Genomic DNA, 20525 nt, shown 5'->3' on the forward strand with positions numbered 1-20525 from the left:
TAGTTAACCAATATAAAGAAATGAAATTTGAAAAATAAAGAAGTATAAATGATTATACTTAAAATAGTGTATATTTTAAACTTTTGAATAAAAAAAGAAATCAGACTATATTTTTAGTAAGTAAGGATTAATTCAAAATGTGACTAAAAAAACTTGAAATTATTTCAATAATTCAATAGCTTGTTTTCTTGCGTTTTCCGTAATATCAGAACCGCTTATTAACTGAGCAATTTCCTCAATCCTTTCCTCATGATTCATTAAACGTATTTGAGTTTGAGTTTCCCCCGATTTTTCCGTTTTTTCGACTTTAAATTGACTGTTTCCTTTTGCTGCAACTTGAGGCAAATGAGTAATGGCAATTAATTGCATGGTTGAAGCCATTTGCTGCATTAATTTTCCCATTTCATTAGCAATTCGTCCTGAAATCCCCGTATCAATTTCATCAAGAATTAAAGTAGGTAATGCTTCTTTCTCAGACATAATTTTTTTTATTGCTAACATTACGCGTGATCGTTCACCTCCAGATATGGCTTTAGCTATAGGCTGTAAGGACATGCCGGCATTAGCGGAAAATAAAATATTGACGATATCTGTACCGTTTGCAGTAAATTGATCTGTTTTTTGTATGGAAATTTCAATTTTAGATTTTTCCATTCCTAAATGTGAAAGAATAGTGAGTATTTTGTTTTCTAATTCAGGAACATGTGTCTTTCTTTTAGTATGAAGATCCTGAGCCCATTTAGTAAGTTCTGAAGAAAGTGTTTTTATAGTATCTAGACAGGCATGGATTTGATTTTCCAAATTCATCAAATCAGAGGTATCTTTAGATAAAGAATCTCTAATTTGTTTTAATTCCTCTATAGTGGTTACTTTATGCTTCGCATATAAAGAATGAATTAAATCAACTTTTTGAGTAAGATCTTCATAACGCAGCGGATTGAAGTCTAATCTTTCAAGGAAAAACTCGGATTCTGTTGAAATATCTTGTAATTCCAACTTAACGCTGCTGATTCTTTCAGATAATTTCATTAAATCCCCTGAATATTGCGAGCCTTTATCCATGCGCGAAGATACTTCTCGTAATTGATTTAAAATCCCTATCTCATCATTATCTAAGATTTGTTTGACTTCAGTTAAGATTTGAGCTAAATATTCAGAATTTTTCAACAAATTCAGCTCATTTTCCATTTCAACAAAATTGATGGAATCTAACTGGGCCGTATTTAACTCTTCTAATAAATAGTTTTTATAATCAACTTCTTCATTACCTAAAAGTAATTTATCCTTTAACGAGTTAAGCCTCGAATTTTCAAATACGTATTTTTGATAAACTTTTTGATACTCTTTCAAATCTAAAGTTGCACCGGAATAAGTATCCAATATATGTAATTGATATTTTTCATTCATCAGATCGGAAGTATCAAATTGAGAATGAATATCAATAAGTTTTTCAGTTAGCGAATGTAATACAGATAGGGTAACCGGAGTATCATTAATGAAAGCTCTAGATTTACCTGAAGGTAAAATTTCTCTTCTAATAATAGTAATAGGATCGAAATCCAATTCATTTTGAATAAAAAAGTCAGAAAATAGTTCGCGATCAAGAGTGAATTCCGCTTCAACAAAGCATTTTTCATCAGCATTTTTCAAAGATTTGTAATCTGCCCTCTCGCCTAAAACTAATTTTAATGCTCCCAGAATTATGGATTTACCGGCACCGGTTTCACCTGTAACAGTTATCATACCGGAAGGAAAGTTAATATCCAGGATATCTATCAACGCATAATTACGAATTGATAAATGAGATAGCATAAATTTCTAATTTTTAATTTTATTCCAGTATTCGTTACTGTTGATTGGATTGATTTTTTGTAACAGAGTTTTCAATTCTGAAATGTTCATTGAAGTAACCGGAGTTCCGCCAGAAAATATATTGGCTATTTCTTCACGTTTTGCAGTTAAGAAAAGATCTAAAGGATAAAACTGATAATTGGAAGAATATTCATTTAATTTCATTAAATAAGTAGCAATGTGAGTTTTAGCTTGTAATTCATTAGAAGACATTACATCTAATCCTAAACGATGATAATTATAAGAAATATTTCTTAACATTTTTGCTTTATCATTTATTAGATAGGAAATAAGAGATCCTCGGGTTCTAGGACCGTCAAAAGTATTCCACCCATTGTATCCTTGATTAATGGAATTATCTGCAATTTTTTGAGCTTTATCAAAGTATTCATTTCCTCCATATCGTGAAAATGTGTCTGCGTCATATCCTAAGATCATATAAATATAATAGGCAATAACATCAGTTAAATTTTTTCCGCTGAATCGGGATTCATTAAATACTAAATTTTCGGATTCTAGATAATTAAAGGTAAAATCGGTGTCTTGATAATTTAACACCGGTGTGATATATGAAGAATTATAAACCGGTCTGCTGGATTGAATTAATAAGGTAGCTTTAAATTTATCTGTTGAAATTCGTTCCTCAATAATAATTCCGAACGAACATTTAATACGTTCCTGCATAGATAATTTTTTACCCTGAACCCAGTCTGTATTGTTGATAAATTCTTTTAAATCTTTTTTCAAGGTAGTAAAAACTTGATTGTTTGATCCTTGAACTTTACTGAAATCGATATTAACATCAGCCAATAATTGTTGGCAAGCAGCAAACAAAGGTAAAAACAGCAATAGAGTAATTAAAGATATATGTTTCATAAATCAGGTTTTAATTCTTTCATGAATAGATTTTAAAATATTTTCAGCAACTTTTTCTTTGGTTTGAAGATCAAAATACTCTATACCTCCCTTGTTATCTAAAATAGTTATTTTATTGGTATCGTAAGAAAACCCTGCGCCTTTATCCTGTAAAGAATTTAAAACAATCATATTCAAATTCTTTTTGTTCAATTTAGTAAGAGCATTTTCTTCTTCATTATTCGTTTCAAGAGCAAATCCCACTAAAAATTGGTTACTTTTGGTTTTACCTAACTCTAAAAGTATATCTTTATTTTTTAATAAGGGTAAAGAAAATGATTCTTCATTTTTCTTAATTTTAGTTTTAGATACAGTTTCTGGTCTATAATCGGCTACAGCTGCGGCCATAATAACAATATCTGTACTCTGATAATGTTCTGTTACTTTTTGATACATTTCTTCAGAAGACATAACATCTATTCTTTTAATAGAAGAATAATGAGAGAGTTTTTGACAAGTAGGACCGGATACTAAGGTAACTTCAGCCCCTAATTTTTCGGCTGCTTTAGCTATTTCAAAACCCATTTTACCTGAAGAATGATTGCCTATAAAACGTACCGGATCAATAGGTTCATAGGTAGGACCGGCAGTAATCAATAGTTTCTTTTTATAAAAAATTAACTCTTTTCGTATATAATTTTCAATAAAATTTAAAATTTCTTCCGGCTCTGCCATCCTTCCTTCACCTTCCAATCCACTGGCAAGTTCGCCCTTATTTGGAGGTATTAAAATATCTCCTTTTTGTTGAAGTTTCTTAATGTTTTCCTGATTGTATGGATTTTTATACATATCCAAATCCATTGCAGGAGCAAAAAAAACTGTGTTTTTTGCTGACAAATAAGTTGCTAAAGCTAAATTATCAGCTTCGGCACTAGCCATTTTAGACAATGTATTGGAGGTAGCAGGTGCTACCACTAAATAATCGGCATGTAAAGCTAAATCTACATGGTTGTTCCATTCTCCGGTGTTTCCTTCAAAAAATTGAGTATATACCGGTTTTTTGGAAAGAGTCGATAAAGTTAAGGGAGTAATAAAATTATGGGCCTTAGGGGTCATAATTACCTGCACTTCACAACCTCTTTTCATGAAAAGCCTTACAAGGGAAGCAGTTTTATAAGCAGCTATGCCACCTGTAATAATTAAAACGATCTTTTTCCCTTCTAAAACCGACATTTGAAAAAATGGATATTAGGCGTCTGTTTTTCTAAAATAAACTTCGTTATCTAACCATTCTTGAATGGCAATTAACGTTGGTTTAGGTAATCTTTCGTAATATTTAGAAACCTCGATTTGTTCTCTGTTTTCGAATACTTCATCTAAAGAATCGCTATTAGAAGCAAATTCATCTAATTTTTGGTTTAAATCATTTTTAATAAAGGTATTGATTTGTTCAGCTCTTTTACCTATGATTACTATGGCTTCATAAATGTTACCTACTTTACTTTCAATTTGTTGTCTGTTGAAAGTAATGGTTGTGTTGGGTGCATTTAATTCTTTTAAATTCATATTTTGATGGTGTATAATTAGTTAACTTATTTTATTTTTTCGCTCTTTTTCTGCTGATTTTAGTTTATCTTCCGATTGTTCTTTTGCTTCATTAATGCTTTTTTCTTTGTTCTGATATACAATTCTGGCATTTTCCAATCGATTATTCAATCTTTTAGCTTCGTCCAAATATTCAGATTTTGGAAATAATTTGCAAAAGTTGTTATATGAATTAACCGCATCATTAATCCGTTCATTTTGCAATCTATGAATGGAATTAACTGCTAATTCAGTTTTTGCTCTTAAAGAATAAATTAAGATATCCTCACGTAATTTAGTATCCGGAAAATCGCTTAATACATTATCAAAAGAAATAATAGCGGCTTTATATTCTGTTACTTTATATAAAGTTTTAGCATTTTCAAAGGCTTTCTTTTCCAACTTTCTTGTCAAATCGTCCATCATTCGATTGCATTCTGCAATCTTATCCGAGTTTGGATACGTATCAATATAGAGTTGTAATTCTTTTAACGCATCACGAGTATTCGTTTGATCCAAATTATAATCAGGAGAGTCTGCATAATAACAATAAGCAGCCATAAATGCAGCTTCATCTGCTCTTGAATCTTTAGGATACGACATTACAAAATTTTTAAACTGATGAGCCGCAAGTCTGTAGTTTTTATCCAGGTAGTTTAAATAAGCTGTTCGATAAGAAACTTCAGGAGCTTCATCTGTTCCTACTATAAATTTGTTTGCATACTCGTATAAGCTAATGGCTTGAGAATATTTTTTTCTTTGTTCATATTCTTCAGCAACCTTTAATATCAAGTCTTTATCAGTACTTTTCAAAGCTTGATTTAATCTTCTCTCACAACTAATTAAAAGGAGAAATGACAAACCTAGTAGAGGTATTTTTTTCATCTAACTACAAAATTACATCTTTTTATAATTTAAAACAAATAAATAACATTTATTGATATAAATGATACCTAAAAGTAAACAGCTAATAAATAGGTCGATAAACCCTTATTGCAATAAAATTTAAGCTAAGATGGATAGGTTTTCTAATTCTTTTTCTATTTTTTCAATGAGATTAGAAGACGCAGGAGTCAATGGTAAACGCGTATAAGGTTTACAAATTCCTTTAAGAGATAATAATGCTTTTATACCGGAAGGGTTACCTTCAGCAAAGATAAGTTCAAACAGTTTTTTAATTTTATAATGAATTTTATACGCATCATCGACTTTCCTTTCTAATGCCAGTTGTATCATCTGAGAAACTTCATGGGGAAGAGCTTGACCTAAAACAGATATAACTCCCAAACCACCTGCTAATACCATAGGTAAAGCTAATTCATCATCTCCGGAAATCACCATAAAATCCGATGGTTTATCTTTAATAATCTGTGTGGACTGTAAAAAGTTTGGGCTTGCTTCTTTAATTCCCAAAATATTTGAGCAGTCTTGAGCTAATCGTAGGGTTGTTGCAGCTTCAATATTAGAGCCGGTTCTCCCGGGAACATTATATAGTAGTATAGGTTTGTTGCTGTTATCTGCTATGCTTTTATAGTGAAGATAAATTCCTTCTTGGGATGGTTTATTGTAATAAGGAGAAACGGAAAGTATTGCCGTAAAATCATTCAGATCGGTTGTACGAACTTGATGTAATATATCTGCCGTATTATTTCCCCCTATACCCAAAACCAAAGGTAATCTATTGTTGTTACTCTTTTTTACGCAATCAATTACCTGTTTTTTTTCTTCTGAGTTTAAAGTAGCATTTTCGGCAGTAGTACCCAAAATTACTAGGTAGTTGGTACCGCCTTCAATATTGTAATTTACTAATTTTTCTAAGGATGGAAAATCAACCGTCCCATCTTCGCAAAAAGGTGTTATCAAAGCCACACCTAATCCTTGTAATGATTTCATAAGAGTAACAATTTTGTCTTTATACTATAAAAAGTAAAAATACTATTAATTATTGAAATATGTAAAAAAATGAATGATAGATATAACTATTATAAGGTCTTAAAAATAAGTATCTTACAAATTCGATAAGAAGTCTAAAGTATCAACACCATCTGCATAATCATCTATTTTAGGATTTTGAGCCTGTCCGGGAGCTACTGTTTTAAATTGTTGATAAGGTTGGGCACTCACTACGCATTGTAGAGAATCGGCATGCTGAGAGATAAATTTTTCAAGTTCTGAGTCATCCGAATACGTACTGTAATATAGAGTGCCTATAGGACTAAATAAATTTCGTGATTCTTTCAATAGTATAAAGTTATTATCCCAAAACAGTTCTTGATTCATTAGATAAATCGCTTTATTATAATCGTAATTATTCGAATATTTGGTATGATTAATACAATCTTGATAGGAAATAAAAACTTCGAAGAGTTTATTAATATCATAATTTTCAGGAATGAAAAGTTGAGTAACACTTCTGCATCCTAAACCAAAATAAGAAAATACATCCTCAGCCAGGCCGTGCAAATCTTCTTTCGATTCATTCCCATTAAGTATAGCGATTGATGTTCTATTTTTACGTATTATATGCGGTATATCTTTAAAATAATATTCAAAATACCTGGCAGTATTGGTAGTTCCGGTAGTAATAACCGCATCACAAGGAGGAAGTTTATCTACCCATTCAAATTCCAATTCTTCACAAAATTCTTTCCATAAGTTAAGTATAAAAGGGATAAGAACAGAGTCTTTAGATGATAATTTTATTTTTGCCTGATGCCCTGCCAGCAAAGTACTGATACAGTCGTGAAATCCAACCATAGGTATATTACCCGCTAATACCAATCCAACAGTTTTAGATTCTTCGGATTTTATTGTATAGTTAGATAACCATTGGGTTAGTATTTCTTCAGTAAGAACATTATTCCAATAAGTCAAAACCGAAAGAATGCTGTTTTCAGTAAACCAAGGGTTTTTTATCTCAGCAAGAGAGATACTATTTTTAAATTCGGAATATGTTGGGGATTCCGCCCGGTTTTTAGTAAGAAATTGATCTAAAATATTTCTTACGGCAGCTAACGACTTTATTCTTTGATTTAAACTCATTTTTACTTATGATAAATGTGAAAAAAATTGTATAATTTTGCACAAAAGTAAATTAAAATTAAATAATGGCTATAAAAATTACGGATGAATGTATAAATTGTGGAGCTTGTGAGCCGGAATGTCCTAATAATGCAATATATGAAGGAGCTGTTGACTGGAAACTGTCTGAAGGAACAGGTTTAACCGGTATGGTAGTTACGAAAAGTGGTCTTTCAATTGATGCTGATGCTCCTCAAAAACCTATATCTGACGATATTTATTATATAGTTGCTGACAAATGTACAGAATGTGTAGGGTTTCATGAAGAACCCCAGTGTGCTGCTGTATGTCCTGTCGATTGTTGTGTTCCGGATGATGCTCATGTTGAAAGTAATGAAGAACTACACGCTAAAAAAGATTTTTTACATCCTTCTTAATAGAAGTTGTACGCATTTACTTTATTTCTCAATAAGATAAAAACATTATATTTATTAAATAATGAAAAAATATAACTTTAGTGCAGGACCTTCTACTTTACCGGAAGAAGTTATTCAACAAGCCTCTCAGGCTGTATTGGATTTTAATAATAACGAGATCTCTTTAATTGAAATATCTCATAGAAGTAAAGATTTTATAGCTATCATGGAAGAAGCTAGATCGCTAGCTAAGAAATTAATGAAGTTGGATGATAATCATGAAGTTTTATATTTACAAGGAGGAGCCAGTTTGCAATTTTCTATGGTTCCCTATAATCTGCTTAAGTCGAAAGCGGCTTATGTTGACAGTGGAAATTTTGCATCTATGGCAATTAAAGAAGCAGAAAAAATCGGTAATATAGAGGTTATTGCTTCATCTAAACAAGATAAATATACCTATATTCCTAAAGATTATGTGGTACCCTCTGATGCTGATTATTTACATATAACCACCAATAATACGGTATACGGAACAGAAATAAAAACATTTCCTGATACAGATATACCTTTAGTATGTGATATGTCATCGGATATTTTAAGCAGGAATATCGATTATAATAAATTTGCTGTATTGTATGCAGGTGCTCAAAAAAATCTTGGTCCGGCAGGAGTTACGCTGGTTGTTGTGGATAAAAGATTTTTGGGAAAAACAGGAAGAAATTTACCTTCTTATTTAGATTATGAAGTTCATATTGCCAAAGAAAGCATGGCTAATACTCCACCCGTTTTTGCAGTGTACACCACCTTATTAAATTTACGCTGGTTGGAGAAACAAGGAGGAACAGAAGGCATTGAGAAAAAAAATAAAGAAAAGGCGGAACTATTATATAATGAAATCGATCGAAATCCTTTATTTAGAGGTGTTTGTGTGAAAGAAGACAGATCGCCTATGAATGTATGTTTCTTTTTGAACGATGAAGAAAAACATAAAGCCCGATTTGATCAAATGTGGAAAGATGCAAATATTGTAGGTGTGGGAGGATACAGAACAGTAGGAGGATACAGAGCCAGCATTTACAATGCCATGCCTTTAGAGGGGGTGCAAGTGTTAGTTGATGTTATGAAAGAACTTGAAAAAACCGCTTAGTAATTAATTTAAAAGTATTACAATGAAAATATTACCTAACGATGGCATTTCTTTATCTGCGATCGAATTTTTAGAAAAAGAAGGACATGAAGTTTTAAACCATAAAGTAGCTCAAGAACAATTAGCTAACTTTATAAATGATAACAACATTGATGTATTATTAGTTAGAAGTGCTACTCAGGTTCGAAAAGAACTGATAAATCAGTGTCCGTCAATAAAAATTATTGGTAGAGGAGGAGTAGGCATGGACAATATAGATGTACAATATGCCAAAGAAAAAGGAATTCATGTAATTAATACTCCGGCTGCATCTTCCAGATCTGTCGCAGAATTGGTGTTTGCACATATGTTTAGCCTATACAGATATTTGCAAGATTCTAATCGTAATATGCCTTTGGAAGGAGACACGAATTTTGCAGCATTAAAAAAGTCTTATTCAGGAGCTATGGAGCTTGGAGGTAAAACTTTAGGAGTTATCGGTTTCGGACGAATCGGGGTGGAAGTTATCAAAATAGGATTGAGTTTAGGAATGAAAATATTGGTTTCTGATGTAAATGACATCACTAAAACAATTACATTGGATTTCTTTGACGGTCAACAAGTTCATTTTGAAATATCCACAGTTCCTATGGAAGAAGTCATTAAAAATTCTGATGTTATTTCTGTACATATACCTAAACAAAATAAATATGTAATAGGAGAAGCTGAACTAAATAAAATGAAGCCTAATGCAATTATTGTGAATGCTTCAAGAGGGGGTATTATCGATGAAGTTGCCTTAATTAATGCCTTAAATGAAGATAAAATATTCGGAGCAGCATTAGATGTTTTTGAAAAAGAACCTAAACCGGAAATTACTTTATTAATGAACCCTAAACTATCTTTATCTCCACATATAGGAGGAAATACCAAAGAAGCTCAAGAAAGGGTAGGTATGGAATTAGCTGATCAAATTATTGAATTAGCAAAAAAATAGTATTGTAAACAATATACATTAAAAATTTTTTTAGTTCTTACATTGTTCTTAAATGGTCTTATATGTTAAGTTTTAAACCTTTTAAAGGAATACATGCTAAAGAGGAAGATATCAAAGATTTTCCCATGTATTCGCCGGATATATATTCTGATGAGCAAATAAGAATGAAACTAAGAGGCAAAACTCCTTCTTATATCGATCTTATTAAACCGATTTTTTTCAAAGGAGAAAGTCCTTTGGAAAATCGTTTAAAAAAGATAAGAAAAAGGTATGAGGATTATGTGAAAGACAATTTGCTTGATCATGATCCTGCCTCATTTTATATTTATGAGCAGAAAAAAAAATCCGGAGAAACCTTTAGAGGGGTTATAGGATTAATCTCTGTGGATGATTTTAAAGGAAAAAATATAAAAGTACCTTCGCCTACTAATGAAACAAAAGTCAATGGATTTACCCAATTTTTAGATACCACCTATTTGCAAACTAATCCGATATTACTTTGTTATGAATCCAATTCCAAAATAGAGATATTAATGGATTTAGAAATGAAAAGTAAACCATTTATCCATTTTGAGGATGAAATGGAGGTTTCACATAGATTATGGAGAATAGATAACCGATTAAAGTTATCACAATTTAAAGACGTTGTTTCCAATTTGCCTTCTTTATATTTAGCCGATGGATATTACCGGTTGATGGGAGCTATAAATCATTCAGACAAGATTAAAGATAAAAGTAAAACTAAAAATTTCTTATTTGACCAAAACCATCAAGTATTATCTTTATTAGTTTCAGGTCAAAACTTAAAAATTATAGAATATAATAGATTAATAAAATCACTAAACGGGTTAACAAAAAAAGATATTTTCTCAAAACTGGAAGAACATTTTACTATTAATCATAAAGGCAAAGAACCCTATTTTCCCTCACATAAACATCATATAAGCATGTATATGGACGGAGAGTTTTTTGGTTTATACATTAAACATGAATTTAGGGGAATGAAGGAAGGATTAGGTACTATTGATACGTATTTATTCAATACCTTTATCTTAGAAAGGATTTTTAATATAAAGGATTCCAAGCAAGAAATGAATTTAGTATCTTATATAAAAGGTTCCAACGGTATTGAAGGGATAAAAAAAATTAAAGAAGAAGTAGATAAGGGTGATTTTACAATAGGATTTGGTTTTTATCCTCCTTCATTTTCCGACTTACAAAAAGTGTTGGAATTAGGAGAAAAATTACCCGATAAAATCACCTATATTGAACCTAAATTTCCTACGGGTTTGATTATGGTAAACATGAAATAAATAAATAATAATAAATTATTATAATCAAAATTCAGAATCATTGGTAGATGGATAAAATTTTGTAATTATCCAAACTCAATTAATCTTTCATTGATTGTATTTGACCGGCATAAGGGGTGTCATCAATGATTTTCCAATTATTTAGTTTTACCATGTTATACAATTCTTTCAGATTGGAAATTAACTGTTTTTTAGCTAAAGATTGTATATTAGATTTTTGAACTTCTTTAGTTATATCTTTTTTCCCTTCTTCCATTACTTCATTAAGTTCAGATTTTGAAAAATCATTTAAAAAACCGGTTTCCATATTATAAATTTCAACATCGGGATATACATGTAATTCGGGATCGGGTATTGACAAAATATGTACTGTTTTATGAGCTGAGTCTACCTCAATTTTCATCTTTTTCATATCATACGTAACTTGAGCCATGGCAGTAATGTACAATACAATATTTTTATTTAGAAAATCAAAATATTTAGGATTAAAATTATTATACTTTTTAGTCTTAAATGAAGAATAATTTTGTTCAATAACAATCATTTTATTCAAACGCTGAATTTCATGATTTATAATTCTGGTTTCAGATTTTACATTTTCTTTACCCGATTGTCTTAAAATAAATATAAATAGTAATAAACCTATGATTAAAAATACCATGGATATAAAATATTTTTTTAAAAATTTAAGGATTATCATTATATATTTTTTAGTGTTAATAATAGTGCATAAATCATGCAAAAAGATAATAAAATAAAAAAGAGTTTAAGGCGTGAATGGAATAATTTTTATGTAGGATTTTTATTTGATTTAAACAATAGTATATTAATATACTATTGTTTAAATTCTTTTCCTGTAAGAATTTTGTATAAATCTAATTCCAGGGATTCTTTTGGAGATTCAACTATTCTGCCAATTTCTATATCGCTGCGTTTCGGGTTATGATTGGCTTTATAGAGTATAAAAGTTGGTATACTAACTATATTCTTTTGATTTTGTTCGCCATACAAACTCTCTTTTTTACGATTTAAAGCATAAAGTTTTAATTTTCTTTGAGGATAATTGGTTACATCCAGGATTTTTAAAAATCGAGGAAGTTGCTCATGAGTGTCGCTGCACCAAGTTCCAAAATATATTTCAATTTTATATATTTTTAATTTATTTTTTATTTTATTTATAACATTACGATCAGGAACATAGGAATTATATTCGTCTGTATACCATGAATTAAAATCAGATTGTTTCAAGGCATCTCTAGTTATTTGACCAAATAAAATGGTTTCTCCTTCCGGATCGGTTAGCTTTTTATTAACAATCATTTTATCGGATGTTCTACAACTTATAAGTATAGTTAAAATAAATATAAAAATAAGGGATTGTTTTAACTTCATATAAATATAATTTTGGTAAATATACAAATCTCCGTCTATTATCTTAAAAAGAATAGTTCAAACATTTAATATAACATAATCTCACAAAATTTAATATACGAAAACCAATAATATAAAATACAATATTTAAATATATAATTATGTAGAATCAAACATTAAAATGAAGAATAAAAGATAATGCTTACAAGTTTATCATAAATAATTAAATATATTGTTCGTATGTTAAATGTTGTTAGTTCAAGCAACAGCGTTTAGATGAGATATTATAATTGTTTACTCCAAAACAGCTATGGGAATAATCATTTCCTCAAGTGAAATCCCACCATGCTGGTAAGTATCTTTATAGTAATTAACATAATGATTATAATTTTTTGGATAAGCAAAAAATTTGTTTTCTTTAGCAAAAATATATTTTGAGTTTAAGTTAACTTTTGGTAAAAAATAATCCTCCGGATCACTCACGGCAAATACATCTTTTTCATCGTATTGTAGGTTTTTTCCTAATTTATACCTAAGATTGGTGGATGATTCTTTATCGCCGATTACTTTACTAGGTTTTTTTACATAAATGGTCCCATGATCGGTTGTAATGATCAATTTAAATCCTTCCTCAGCGGCGGATTGAATAATTTTTAATAAACTTGAATTTTCAAACCAGGTATAAGTTAAAGATCGGAACGTTTTGTCATCCCTGATTAATTCATTGACAATATTATTGTTGGTTTTCGCGTGAGAAAGAATATCTATAAAGTTATAAACGATAGTGATAAAATCTGCATTACTGCTGTGATGTTTAAATTCATCAGAAATTTTTTTCTCAAATTCAGCATTTAAAATTTTAAAATATTTATTTCTGATATTTTTTAGACCTAAACGCTGAAGCTGAGCAGTTAATAATTCACTCTCATATTGATTTTTATGTTCTTCATCATTCTCGCCTATCCAATATTGAGGAAATTTTTTTTCAATCTCTAAAGGTAATAAACCGGCAAAAAAAGAATTTCTTGCATATTGAGTAGCTGAAGGAAGAATGCTGAAATAGGATTTCTCAGTTACAGAATTAAAATATTTAGAAAATAAAGGTTCAATAATTTTCCATTGATCATAACGCAAATTATCGATCATTAAAAGCAAAACCTTTTTATGTTTGTTAATAACCGGTCTAACGACATCATTAAATGCAGTATGAGACATGATCGGTTTTTGTTCAGAATGCAACCAGTCATGATAATTATTTTCTATAAACTTTGCAAACAAACTATTTGCTTCATCCTTTTGATTACTTAAAATAGCACTCATTTCAACATCGGAAAGTTTATCAAAACTAATATCCCATTGAATAAGTTTTAAATAAAGTTGTATCCAATCTTCATACGATTGAGCATACATTAAGTCCATTGAAATCTTTCGAAATTCTTGTTGATAATTTTGAACCGTTTTTTTCTCGATTATCTCATCGCTTTTAAGTATTTTCTTTAAACTTATCAATACTTGATTGGGATTAACAGGCTTAAGGATATAATCTGTGATTTTTTCGCCAATGGCTTCTTCCATAATATCTTCAGCTTCATTTTTCGTTACCATAATTACTGGTAAATTCGATTTTATTTCCTTAATCTTTTGTAGAGCTTCTAAACCGCCAATACCGGGCATATTTTCATCAAGCAGAACTGCGTCAAAATTGTTTATGGGAATCAGTTCTAAGGCCTCAGCTGCATTGTTGACATAAATAACCTCATATCCTTTGTTTTTTAAAAAAATTATATGAGGTTCCAATAGTTCTATTTCGTCATCAATCCATAATATTTTTTTACCCATGCCTATATAGTTATTTATTTACATTAATTTTGCATTAATGTACAAAAAATATGCCTATTGGAAAAAATAAATAAGAGGAAAATTTTTAATGATCCGGTATTAGGATTTGTTTCCATATCCGATGATTTACTATTTGATATCATTGAGCATCCCTATTTTCAGAGGTTACGACGGATATCTCAAACAGGCTTAAGCTATTATGTTTATCCCGGTTCTACACATTCGAGATTCCTACATGCCTTAGGGTGTATCAATTTAATGCAAATTACCCATAAAGTCCTTAAAGATAAAGGCGTTAAAATTTCTAAAGAAGAAGAAAGAGCCTCTTTAATAGCTATATTATTACATGACATAGGACATGGACCCTTTTCTCATGCACTAGAATCAACATTATTGGAAGGAATACATCACGAAAAACTTTCAATCACTTTTATGAAATTATTAAATGAGGAATTTAATAATGAATTATCATTAGCAATTGATATTTTTTTAAATAAATATCCTCGTAAATTTTTCCATCAATTAATTTCAAGTCAAATAGATTTAGATCGATTGGATTATCTAAAAAGAGATAGTTTCTTCACCGGAGTTTCTGAAGGTAATGTAAATTCAGAAAGGATTATAACTATGATGAATGTAGTTAATGATGAGTTGGTAATTGATGGTAAAGGAATCTATTCAATAGAGAAATACTTGACATCAAGAATGTTTATGTATTGGCAGGTATATTTCCATAAAACATCGGTAACTGCCGAAATTTATTTAATTGAAGCTTTAAAAAGAGCCAAACAATTGGTAAAAAAAGGTAAAAATGTTCCATCTTCCGATGTGTTACAATATTTTTTGGAAAAATCTGACTTTATTGAAATTAACAAAATGGATTTGGAGAAATTCGCTCAGCTTGATGATTCTGATGTAATTTCAGCTTTGAAATTATGGCAGTCTCATGAAGACAAAACATTGAGTTTATTAAGTCAATTCATTATTCAAAGAAAATTACCCTCATCACTTATAATTTCAGAACCTATTTCAAATGAAAAAGTAGAACAAATAAAAAATGAAGTTAAAAAATTATATTCCATAGAAGATGCAGGGTATTTTGTACACCAAAAAGAATTAAGTGTATTAGCTTACAACGATACCAAAGACCCGATCAAATTACTTTTAAAAAATGGGGAAATTTTGGAATTACAAAAAGCAGATAATCAAGTCTTAGTTAAAGATTTAAGAAAGAAAATAACTCGTTATCATTTATGTATACCCAGAGAAATTAGTGGTGTTAAATAAAGATTTTTATAATCATAATAAAATGTTTACATTTGCCAATCATGGAATTTAGCGCTGAACAAGTAGCAAATTTAGTAAATGGGGTTATAAAAGGTAACCCCCAGGAAAAAGTATCTTATATATCTAAAATAGAAGATGGTAAGCCCGGTACCATAACCTTTTTAGGAGGAGAAAAATATCAGGAATATTTAAAAGATACCAAAGCTTCTATTGTTATTATATCAAAAGAACTATTACCGAAGGACATTTCCAATTTACCAACTATTATTGTTGTGGAAAATGCATATTCAGCTTTCAATAAATTATTGACTATTTATAATGAGATGAAAATAAAAAAACAGGGTATTGAAAGTCCTGTATTTATATCTCAATCTGCAACTTTATCGGAAGATGTTTATGTAGGGGCATTTGCTTATATATCAAATCATGTAAAAATAGGTAACAATACTAAAATTTACCCTCATGTATTTATAGGTGAAAATGTTAGTATTGGAGATAATTGTTACTTAGGTCCCGGAGTTAAAATTTATGATGATTGTGTAATAGGTAATAATTGTTCAATTCATGCAGGAACTATAATAGGAGGAGACGGTTTTGGATTTCAGCCAACAAGCGAAGGATACGAAAAAGTACCTCAATTAGGTAATGTTATTATTGAAGATAATGTAGAAGTAGGATCGAATTGTTCTATTGACCGAGCCACCATAGGATCAACAATTATCAAAAAAGGAGTTAAATTAGATAATTTAATACAAGTAGCACATAATGTAGTAATTGGAGAACATACAGTTATAGCAGCTCAAGCAGGTATAGCAGGTTCTTCAAAATTAGGAAAATGGAGTATGATCGGTGGACAGGTGGGAATTTCCGGACATCTAAATGTTGGAAATAGAGTTATAGTTCAAGCACAAAGCGGGATAACTAATGATGTAGAAGATGACCAAAGACTATTCGGTTCTCCTGCAATACAATATTTAAAATATCAAAAAAGTTTTATATACTTTAAAAAACTTCCTGAAATAGTCAATAGATTAGAGAAGTTAGAAAAAGGTAAAAAGTAAATCTTTAACTAGTAATTTATATAAAATGTCAGATAAGCAAAAGACACTTAAACAGGAGTTTACATTAAAAGGAAAAGGTTTGCATACAGGTAAAGAAGTTGTCATGACAATTAAACCTGCACCTGTAAACACAGGATTTATTTTTGTTAGGGTGGATTTGGAAGGGCAACCTACTATTGAAGCTGATGCAACCTATGTGACTTCTACTGAAAGAGGTACCGTTTTAGAAAAAAAAGGAGTAAAAATACATACTTGTGAACATGTATTAGCTGCATTAACCGGAATGGATTTGGACAATGCATACATTGAGATGGATAGTTCAGAACCTCCCATTATGGATGGCTCATCTAAATTTTTTGTAGAAGCTATTGAAAAAGCGGGTGTAGTTGAACAAGAAGCAAACAGAGAATACTTCACAATAAAAGAAATAATTTCTTACACAGATCCGGAAACAGGTTCAGAGATTACTGCAATACCTTCCGATCACTTTGAAGTAGCAACTATGGTTGATTTTGGTACGAAAGTATTGGGGACACAAAATGCTACCATGAAAAGTATTCAAGATTTTAAATCTGATTTTGCCAATGCCAGGACCTTCAGTTTTCTTCATGAACTGGAAACTTTATTAGACTCCGGATTAATAAAAGGCGGAGATATTAATAATGCCATTGTTTATGTAGATAAAGAACTTTCCCCGGATACCCTGGATAAACTAAAAGTTGTATTTAATCAACCGGAAGTTAGTGTAAGACCTAACGGAATATTAGATAACGTGACCTTATACTATCCTAATGAAGCAGCCAGACATAAATTATTAGATGTCATTGGTGATTTAACCTTAGTAGGGGTTCGATTAAAAGCTAAAATCATAGCTACCAAGCCCGGACACCATTGCAATACACAGTTCGCAAAAAAATTAAATAAATTATATAAATTATTTAAAAGAAAAAATATACCGGAAATTGATTTGCAAAAAGAACCGGTATACGATATAAAAGATATCATGAGAATGCTTCCCCATCGTCCTCCTTTTTTATTGGTGGATAAAATAATGGAAGTTGATGATAAACATATAATCGGAGTTAAAAACGTAACTATCAATGAACCTTTTTTTGTAGGTCACTTTCCTAATGAACCTGTTATGCCGGGAGTATTACAAATTGAAGCTATGGCTCAAACAGGAGGTATTTTTGTGCTGGAAAATGTAGATGATCCTCAAAATTACTCTACCTACTTGATTAAATTAGATAATGTGAAGCACAAAAGAAAGGTGATACCCGGAGATACCTTAATTTTTAAAATTGACTTATTAGAACCTATACGAAGAGGAATTGTACATATGCAAGGATATGGATACTGTAATGGACATATGGTTGTTGAAGCAGAAATGATGGCTCAAGTAGCGAAAACCAAAGAAGAGAAGGAGTAGAAAAATGATTCAACCATTAGCTTTTGTACATTCCGATGCAAAAATTGCAAAGAATGTTGTTATTGAACCATTTTCATCTATTTATAAAGATGTTGAAATTGGAGAAGGAACATGGATAGGCTCTAATGTCATTATTATGGAGGGAGCTAGAATTGGAAAAAATTGTAAAATATTTCCCGGAGCAGTAATTTCAGCAGAACCTCAAGATTTAAAATATAAAGGTGAAAAATCTTTAACGATTATAGGAGATAATACTGTACTGAGAGAATGCGTTACTGTAAGTAGAGGTACTTCAGATAAAATGAAAACAGTTATAGGTGAAAATTGTTTGATAATGGCTTATTCCCATATCGCCCATGATTGCGAAGTTGGGAATAACTGTATATTCTCTAATAATACCACCTTGGCAGGACACATAACTGTAGGAGATTACGTTGTTATGGCAGGAATGACAGCCGTACATCAATTCTGTTCCATCGGTAATCATGCATTTGTAACCGGAGGATCACTTGTAAGGAAAGATATTCCTCCTTTTGTAAAAGTAGCCAGGGATCCATTGTCCTATGTTGGTATTAATTCTGTAGGACTAAGAAGAAGAGGTTTCAGTTCCGATAAAATTGCGGAAATACAAAACATATATCGAGTTATTTTTCAGAATAAATTGAATATCACACAGGCCTTATCAGTAGTAGAAGCTGAATTTGAGGCCACCCCCGAAAGAGATGAAATCATCCAATTTATACAATCAAGTATGAGAGGTGTAATGAGAGGATTTAACGCTCAAGGATTATAAAAATAGTAGTAAAAAAATTTAAATTATATACATATGGCTGGAATGGGAGATATAAAAAAGGGACTTTGTATCAATTTTAATGATGACATCTATAAAGTAATTGAGTTTTTACATGTTAAACCGGGTAAAGGCCCTGCTTTTGTAAGAACTAAATTAAAATCTTTAACATCAGGAAAAGTTGTTGATAATACCTTTTCAGCAGGTAGTAAAATAGAAGATGTAAAAGTTATTACTCGCAAATATCAATATTTATATGATGACGATCATGGTTTTCATTTCATGAACAACGACGATTTTTCTCAAATTTATATAGATAAAAATTTGATTGAAAACGCTCAATTTATGAAAGCAGGAGAGGAGGTTATGATTATCCTGAAAGAAGAAGATGAAACACCATTGTCAGCTGAATTACCGGCAAGTGTTATCATGGAAGTAATAGAAGCAGAACCCGGCGTTAAAGGAAATACAGCTACCAATGCGCTTAAAAATGCAATCATTGAAACCGGAGCTAAGGTTTTAGTGCCCCTATTTATTGAGGCCGGTGAAAAAATAAAAATTAATACAGATGACGGCTCTTATATCGAAAGAGTAAAAGATTAGAAAAGATTAAATATATTCGTATATTTACCTATCATTTTTATTTAATATCATGAAATTTCCAAAATCATTTACACTAAAAAACATTGCATCAATTATAGGATGTGAATATATTGGAAAAGATGACTTTCCAATTTATGGAACTAACGAAATTCACCGCGTAAAAGAAGGAGAAATAGTTTTTGTAGACCATCCCAAATATTATGACAAAGCATTACGCAGCGAAGCAAGTGTAATTTTGATTAATAAAAAGGTTGAATGTCCGAAAAATAAAGCACTCCTTTTATCTGATGATCCTTTCAGAGATTTTAATAAAATCAATGATTATTTTGTAAAATTTACGCCTCAAAATAAGTTAATTTCCGATGACGTTCAAATTGGTACAAACACCGTTATACAACCGGGAGTTTACATTGGTAAACATGTAAAAATTGGCAATGATTGTGTAATTTTTCCAAATGTTACCATACATGATTATACTGAAATAGGTAATAATGTCGTTATACAATCAGGAACGGTACTTGGAGGTGATGGCTTTTATTATAAAAACCGCGGAAGTTATTATGATCGATTGAAATCTGTAGGTAATGTTATAATAGAAGATAATGTTGAAATTGGTTCGAATTGTACCATCGACCGAGGGGTTACAGCTTCTACCATTATCGGTGAAGGTTCAAAATTGGATAATCTTATACAAGTGGGACATGATACCGTTATTGGAAGAAAATGTTTAATAGCATCTCAAGTAGGTATTGCCGGTTGTTGTAATATTCAAGATGAAGTGAGCATATGGGGACAAGCAGGATTTGCCTCATCACTTACCGTGGGAGAAAAAGCTGTGATATTGGCACAATCGGGAGTTTCTAAAAATTTGGAAGCAGGAAAAACTTATTTTGGTTATCCTGCCGAAGAAGCTAAAAAGAAATTAAAAGAAATGGCTACACTCAAAAGATTAGCCAAATAAAAATTGAATTAATTATTCATC

Annotated in this window: 20 protein-coding genes; 10 read left to right on the forward strand and 10 right to left on the reverse strand. The window is 30.7% G+C overall.

The window, feature by feature from the left end; all coding sequences use genetic code 11:
- Positions 1-159: 159 nt before the first annotated feature.
- From recN to J3U20_RS00520, 7 genes are all read right to left on the reverse strand, one after another.
- The gene (gene recN / locus J3U20_RS00490; RefSeq protein ID WP_160543118.1) at positions 160-1812 is read right to left on the reverse strand and encodes a DNA repair protein RecN; all 1653 of its coding nucleotides are present in this window, start codon (positions 1810-1812) and stop codon (positions 160-162) included.
- A gap of 6 nt (positions 1813-1818) precedes the next feature.
- Positions 1819-2727 (reverse strand): DUF4835 family protein, encoded by a 909-nt coding sequence (locus J3U20_RS00495; RefSeq protein ID WP_160543117.1) that lies wholly within the window; start codon positions 2725-2727, stop codon positions 1819-1821.
- Positions 2728-2730: 3 nt separating this feature from the next.
- Complete coding sequence (gene coaBC, locus J3U20_RS00500) at positions 2731-3939, reverse strand: bifunctional phosphopantothenoylcysteine decarboxylase/phosphopantothenate--cysteine ligase CoaBC (RefSeq protein ID WP_160543116.1); 1209 nt, start codon at positions 3937-3939, stop codon at positions 2731-2733.
- A 15-nt stretch (positions 3940-3954) separates the two neighbouring features.
- Entirely contained in the window at positions 3955-4272 is a 318-nt protein-coding gene (locus J3U20_RS00505; protein WP_160543115.1) for a DNA-directed RNA polymerase subunit omega, read from the reverse strand.
- Positions 4273-4293: 21 nt separating this feature from the next.
- The gene (locus tag J3U20_RS00510; protein WP_160543114.1) at positions 4294-5175 is read right to left on the reverse strand and encodes an outer membrane protein assembly factor BamD; all 882 of its coding nucleotides are present in this window, start codon (positions 5173-5175) and stop codon (positions 4294-4296) included.
- Between the two features lie 120 nt (positions 5176-5295).
- Positions 5296-6183 (reverse strand): 4-hydroxy-tetrahydrodipicolinate synthase, encoded by an 888-nt coding sequence (dapA, locus tag J3U20_RS00515; RefSeq protein WP_160543113.1) that lies wholly within the window; start codon positions 6181-6183, stop codon positions 5296-5298.
- Positions 6184-6297: 114 nt separating this feature from the next.
- On the reverse strand, positions 6298-7332 hold the full coding sequence (locus J3U20_RS00520; RefSeq protein WP_160543112.1) for an acyl-CoA reductase: 1035 nt from the start codon (positions 7330-7332) through the stop codon (positions 6298-6300).
- A gap of 65 nt (positions 7333-7397) precedes the next feature.
- On the opposite strand from J3U20_RS00520, the gene J3U20_RS00525 reads away from it, so the two are divergent.
- From J3U20_RS00525 to J3U20_RS00540, 4 genes are all read left to right on the forward strand, one after another.
- The gene (locus J3U20_RS00525) at positions 7398-7748 is read left to right on the forward strand and encodes a 4Fe-4S dicluster domain-containing protein (RefSeq protein ID WP_105297776.1); all 351 of its coding nucleotides are present in this window, start codon (positions 7398-7400) and stop codon (positions 7746-7748) included.
- Between the two features lie 61 nt (positions 7749-7809).
- Positions 7810-8874, forward strand: coding sequence for a 3-phosphoserine/phosphohydroxythreonine transaminase (gene serC, locus J3U20_RS00530; protein ID WP_160543111.1), 1065 nt, complete (start codon positions 7810-7812; stop codon positions 8872-8874).
- A gap of 22 nt (positions 8875-8896) precedes the next feature.
- The gene (locus J3U20_RS00535) at positions 8897-9850 is read left to right on the forward strand and encodes a D-2-hydroxyacid dehydrogenase (RefSeq protein ID WP_160543110.1); all 954 of its coding nucleotides are present in this window, start codon (positions 8897-8899) and stop codon (positions 9848-9850) included.
- Between the two features lie 62 nt (positions 9851-9912).
- Positions 9913-11163 carry a DUF1015 domain-containing protein gene (locus tag J3U20_RS00540; RefSeq protein WP_160543109.1) on the forward strand — a complete coding sequence of 417 codons (1251 nt, stop codon included), beginning with the start codon at positions 9913-9915 and terminating at the stop codon, positions 11161-11163.
- Positions 11164-11242: 79 nt separating this feature from the next.
- Here J3U20_RS00540 and J3U20_RS00545 read toward each other — a convergent pair whose 3' ends face one another.
- From J3U20_RS00545 to J3U20_RS00555, 3 genes are all read right to left on the reverse strand, one after another.
- On the reverse strand, positions 11243-11824 hold the full coding sequence (locus J3U20_RS00545; RefSeq protein ID WP_160555776.1) for a DUF4230 domain-containing protein: 582 nt from the start codon (positions 11822-11824) through the stop codon (positions 11243-11245).
- Positions 11825-11997: 173 nt separating this feature from the next.
- Positions 11998-12555, reverse strand: coding sequence for a hypothetical protein (locus tag J3U20_RS00550; RefSeq protein ID WP_160550036.1), 558 nt, complete (start codon positions 12553-12555; stop codon positions 11998-12000).
- A 273-nt stretch (positions 12556-12828) separates the two neighbouring features.
- Positions 12829-14373, reverse strand: coding sequence for a bifunctional response regulator/alkaline phosphatase family protein (locus J3U20_RS00555; protein WP_160543106.1), 1545 nt, complete (start codon positions 14371-14373; stop codon positions 12829-12831).
- 57 nt (positions 14374-14430) lie between these two features.
- On the opposite strand from J3U20_RS00555, the gene J3U20_RS00560 reads away from it, so the two are divergent.
- From J3U20_RS00560 to J3U20_RS00585, 6 genes are read left to right on the forward strand one after another with little or no spacing between them, the layout of a single operon-like run.
- Complete coding sequence (locus J3U20_RS00560) at positions 14431-15660, forward strand: HD domain-containing protein (RefSeq protein WP_160543105.1); 1230 nt, start codon at positions 14431-14433, stop codon at positions 15658-15660.
- Positions 15661-15701: 41 nt separating this feature from the next.
- Complete coding sequence (gene lpxD / locus J3U20_RS00565; RefSeq protein WP_160543104.1) at positions 15702-16721, forward strand: UDP-3-O-(3-hydroxymyristoyl)glucosamine N-acyltransferase; 1020 nt, start codon at positions 15702-15704, stop codon at positions 16719-16721.
- Positions 16722-16746: 25 nt separating this feature from the next.
- Positions 16747-18150, forward strand: a complete 1404-nt coding sequence (locus J3U20_RS00570; RefSeq protein ID WP_160543103.1) for a bifunctional UDP-3-O-[3-hydroxymyristoyl] N-acetylglucosamine deacetylase/3-hydroxyacyl-ACP dehydratase — start codon at positions 16747-16749, stop codon at positions 18148-18150.
- 4 nt (positions 18151-18154) lie between these two features.
- On the forward strand, positions 18155-18943 hold the full coding sequence (gene lpxA, locus J3U20_RS00575; RefSeq protein WP_105297766.1) for an acyl-ACP--UDP-N-acetylglucosamine O-acyltransferase: 789 nt from the start codon (positions 18155-18157) through the stop codon (positions 18941-18943).
- Between the two features lie 33 nt (positions 18944-18976).
- Positions 18977-19543 carry an elongation factor P gene (gene efp, locus J3U20_RS00580; RefSeq protein ID WP_105297765.1) on the forward strand — a complete coding sequence of 189 codons (567 nt, stop codon included), beginning with the start codon at positions 18977-18979 and terminating at the stop codon, positions 19541-19543.
- A 49-nt stretch (positions 19544-19592) separates the two neighbouring features.
- Positions 19593-20504 (forward strand): UDP-3-O-(3-hydroxymyristoyl)glucosamine N-acyltransferase, encoded by a 912-nt coding sequence (locus J3U20_RS00585; protein ID WP_105297764.1) that lies wholly within the window; start codon positions 19593-19595, stop codon positions 20502-20504.
- Positions 20505-20525 lie beyond the last annotated feature (21 nt).

It is taken from the genome of Apibacter sp. B3919 (assembly GCF_026537405.1).
GTDB lineage: Bacteria > Bacteroidota > Bacteroidia > Flavobacteriales > Weeksellaceae > Apibacter.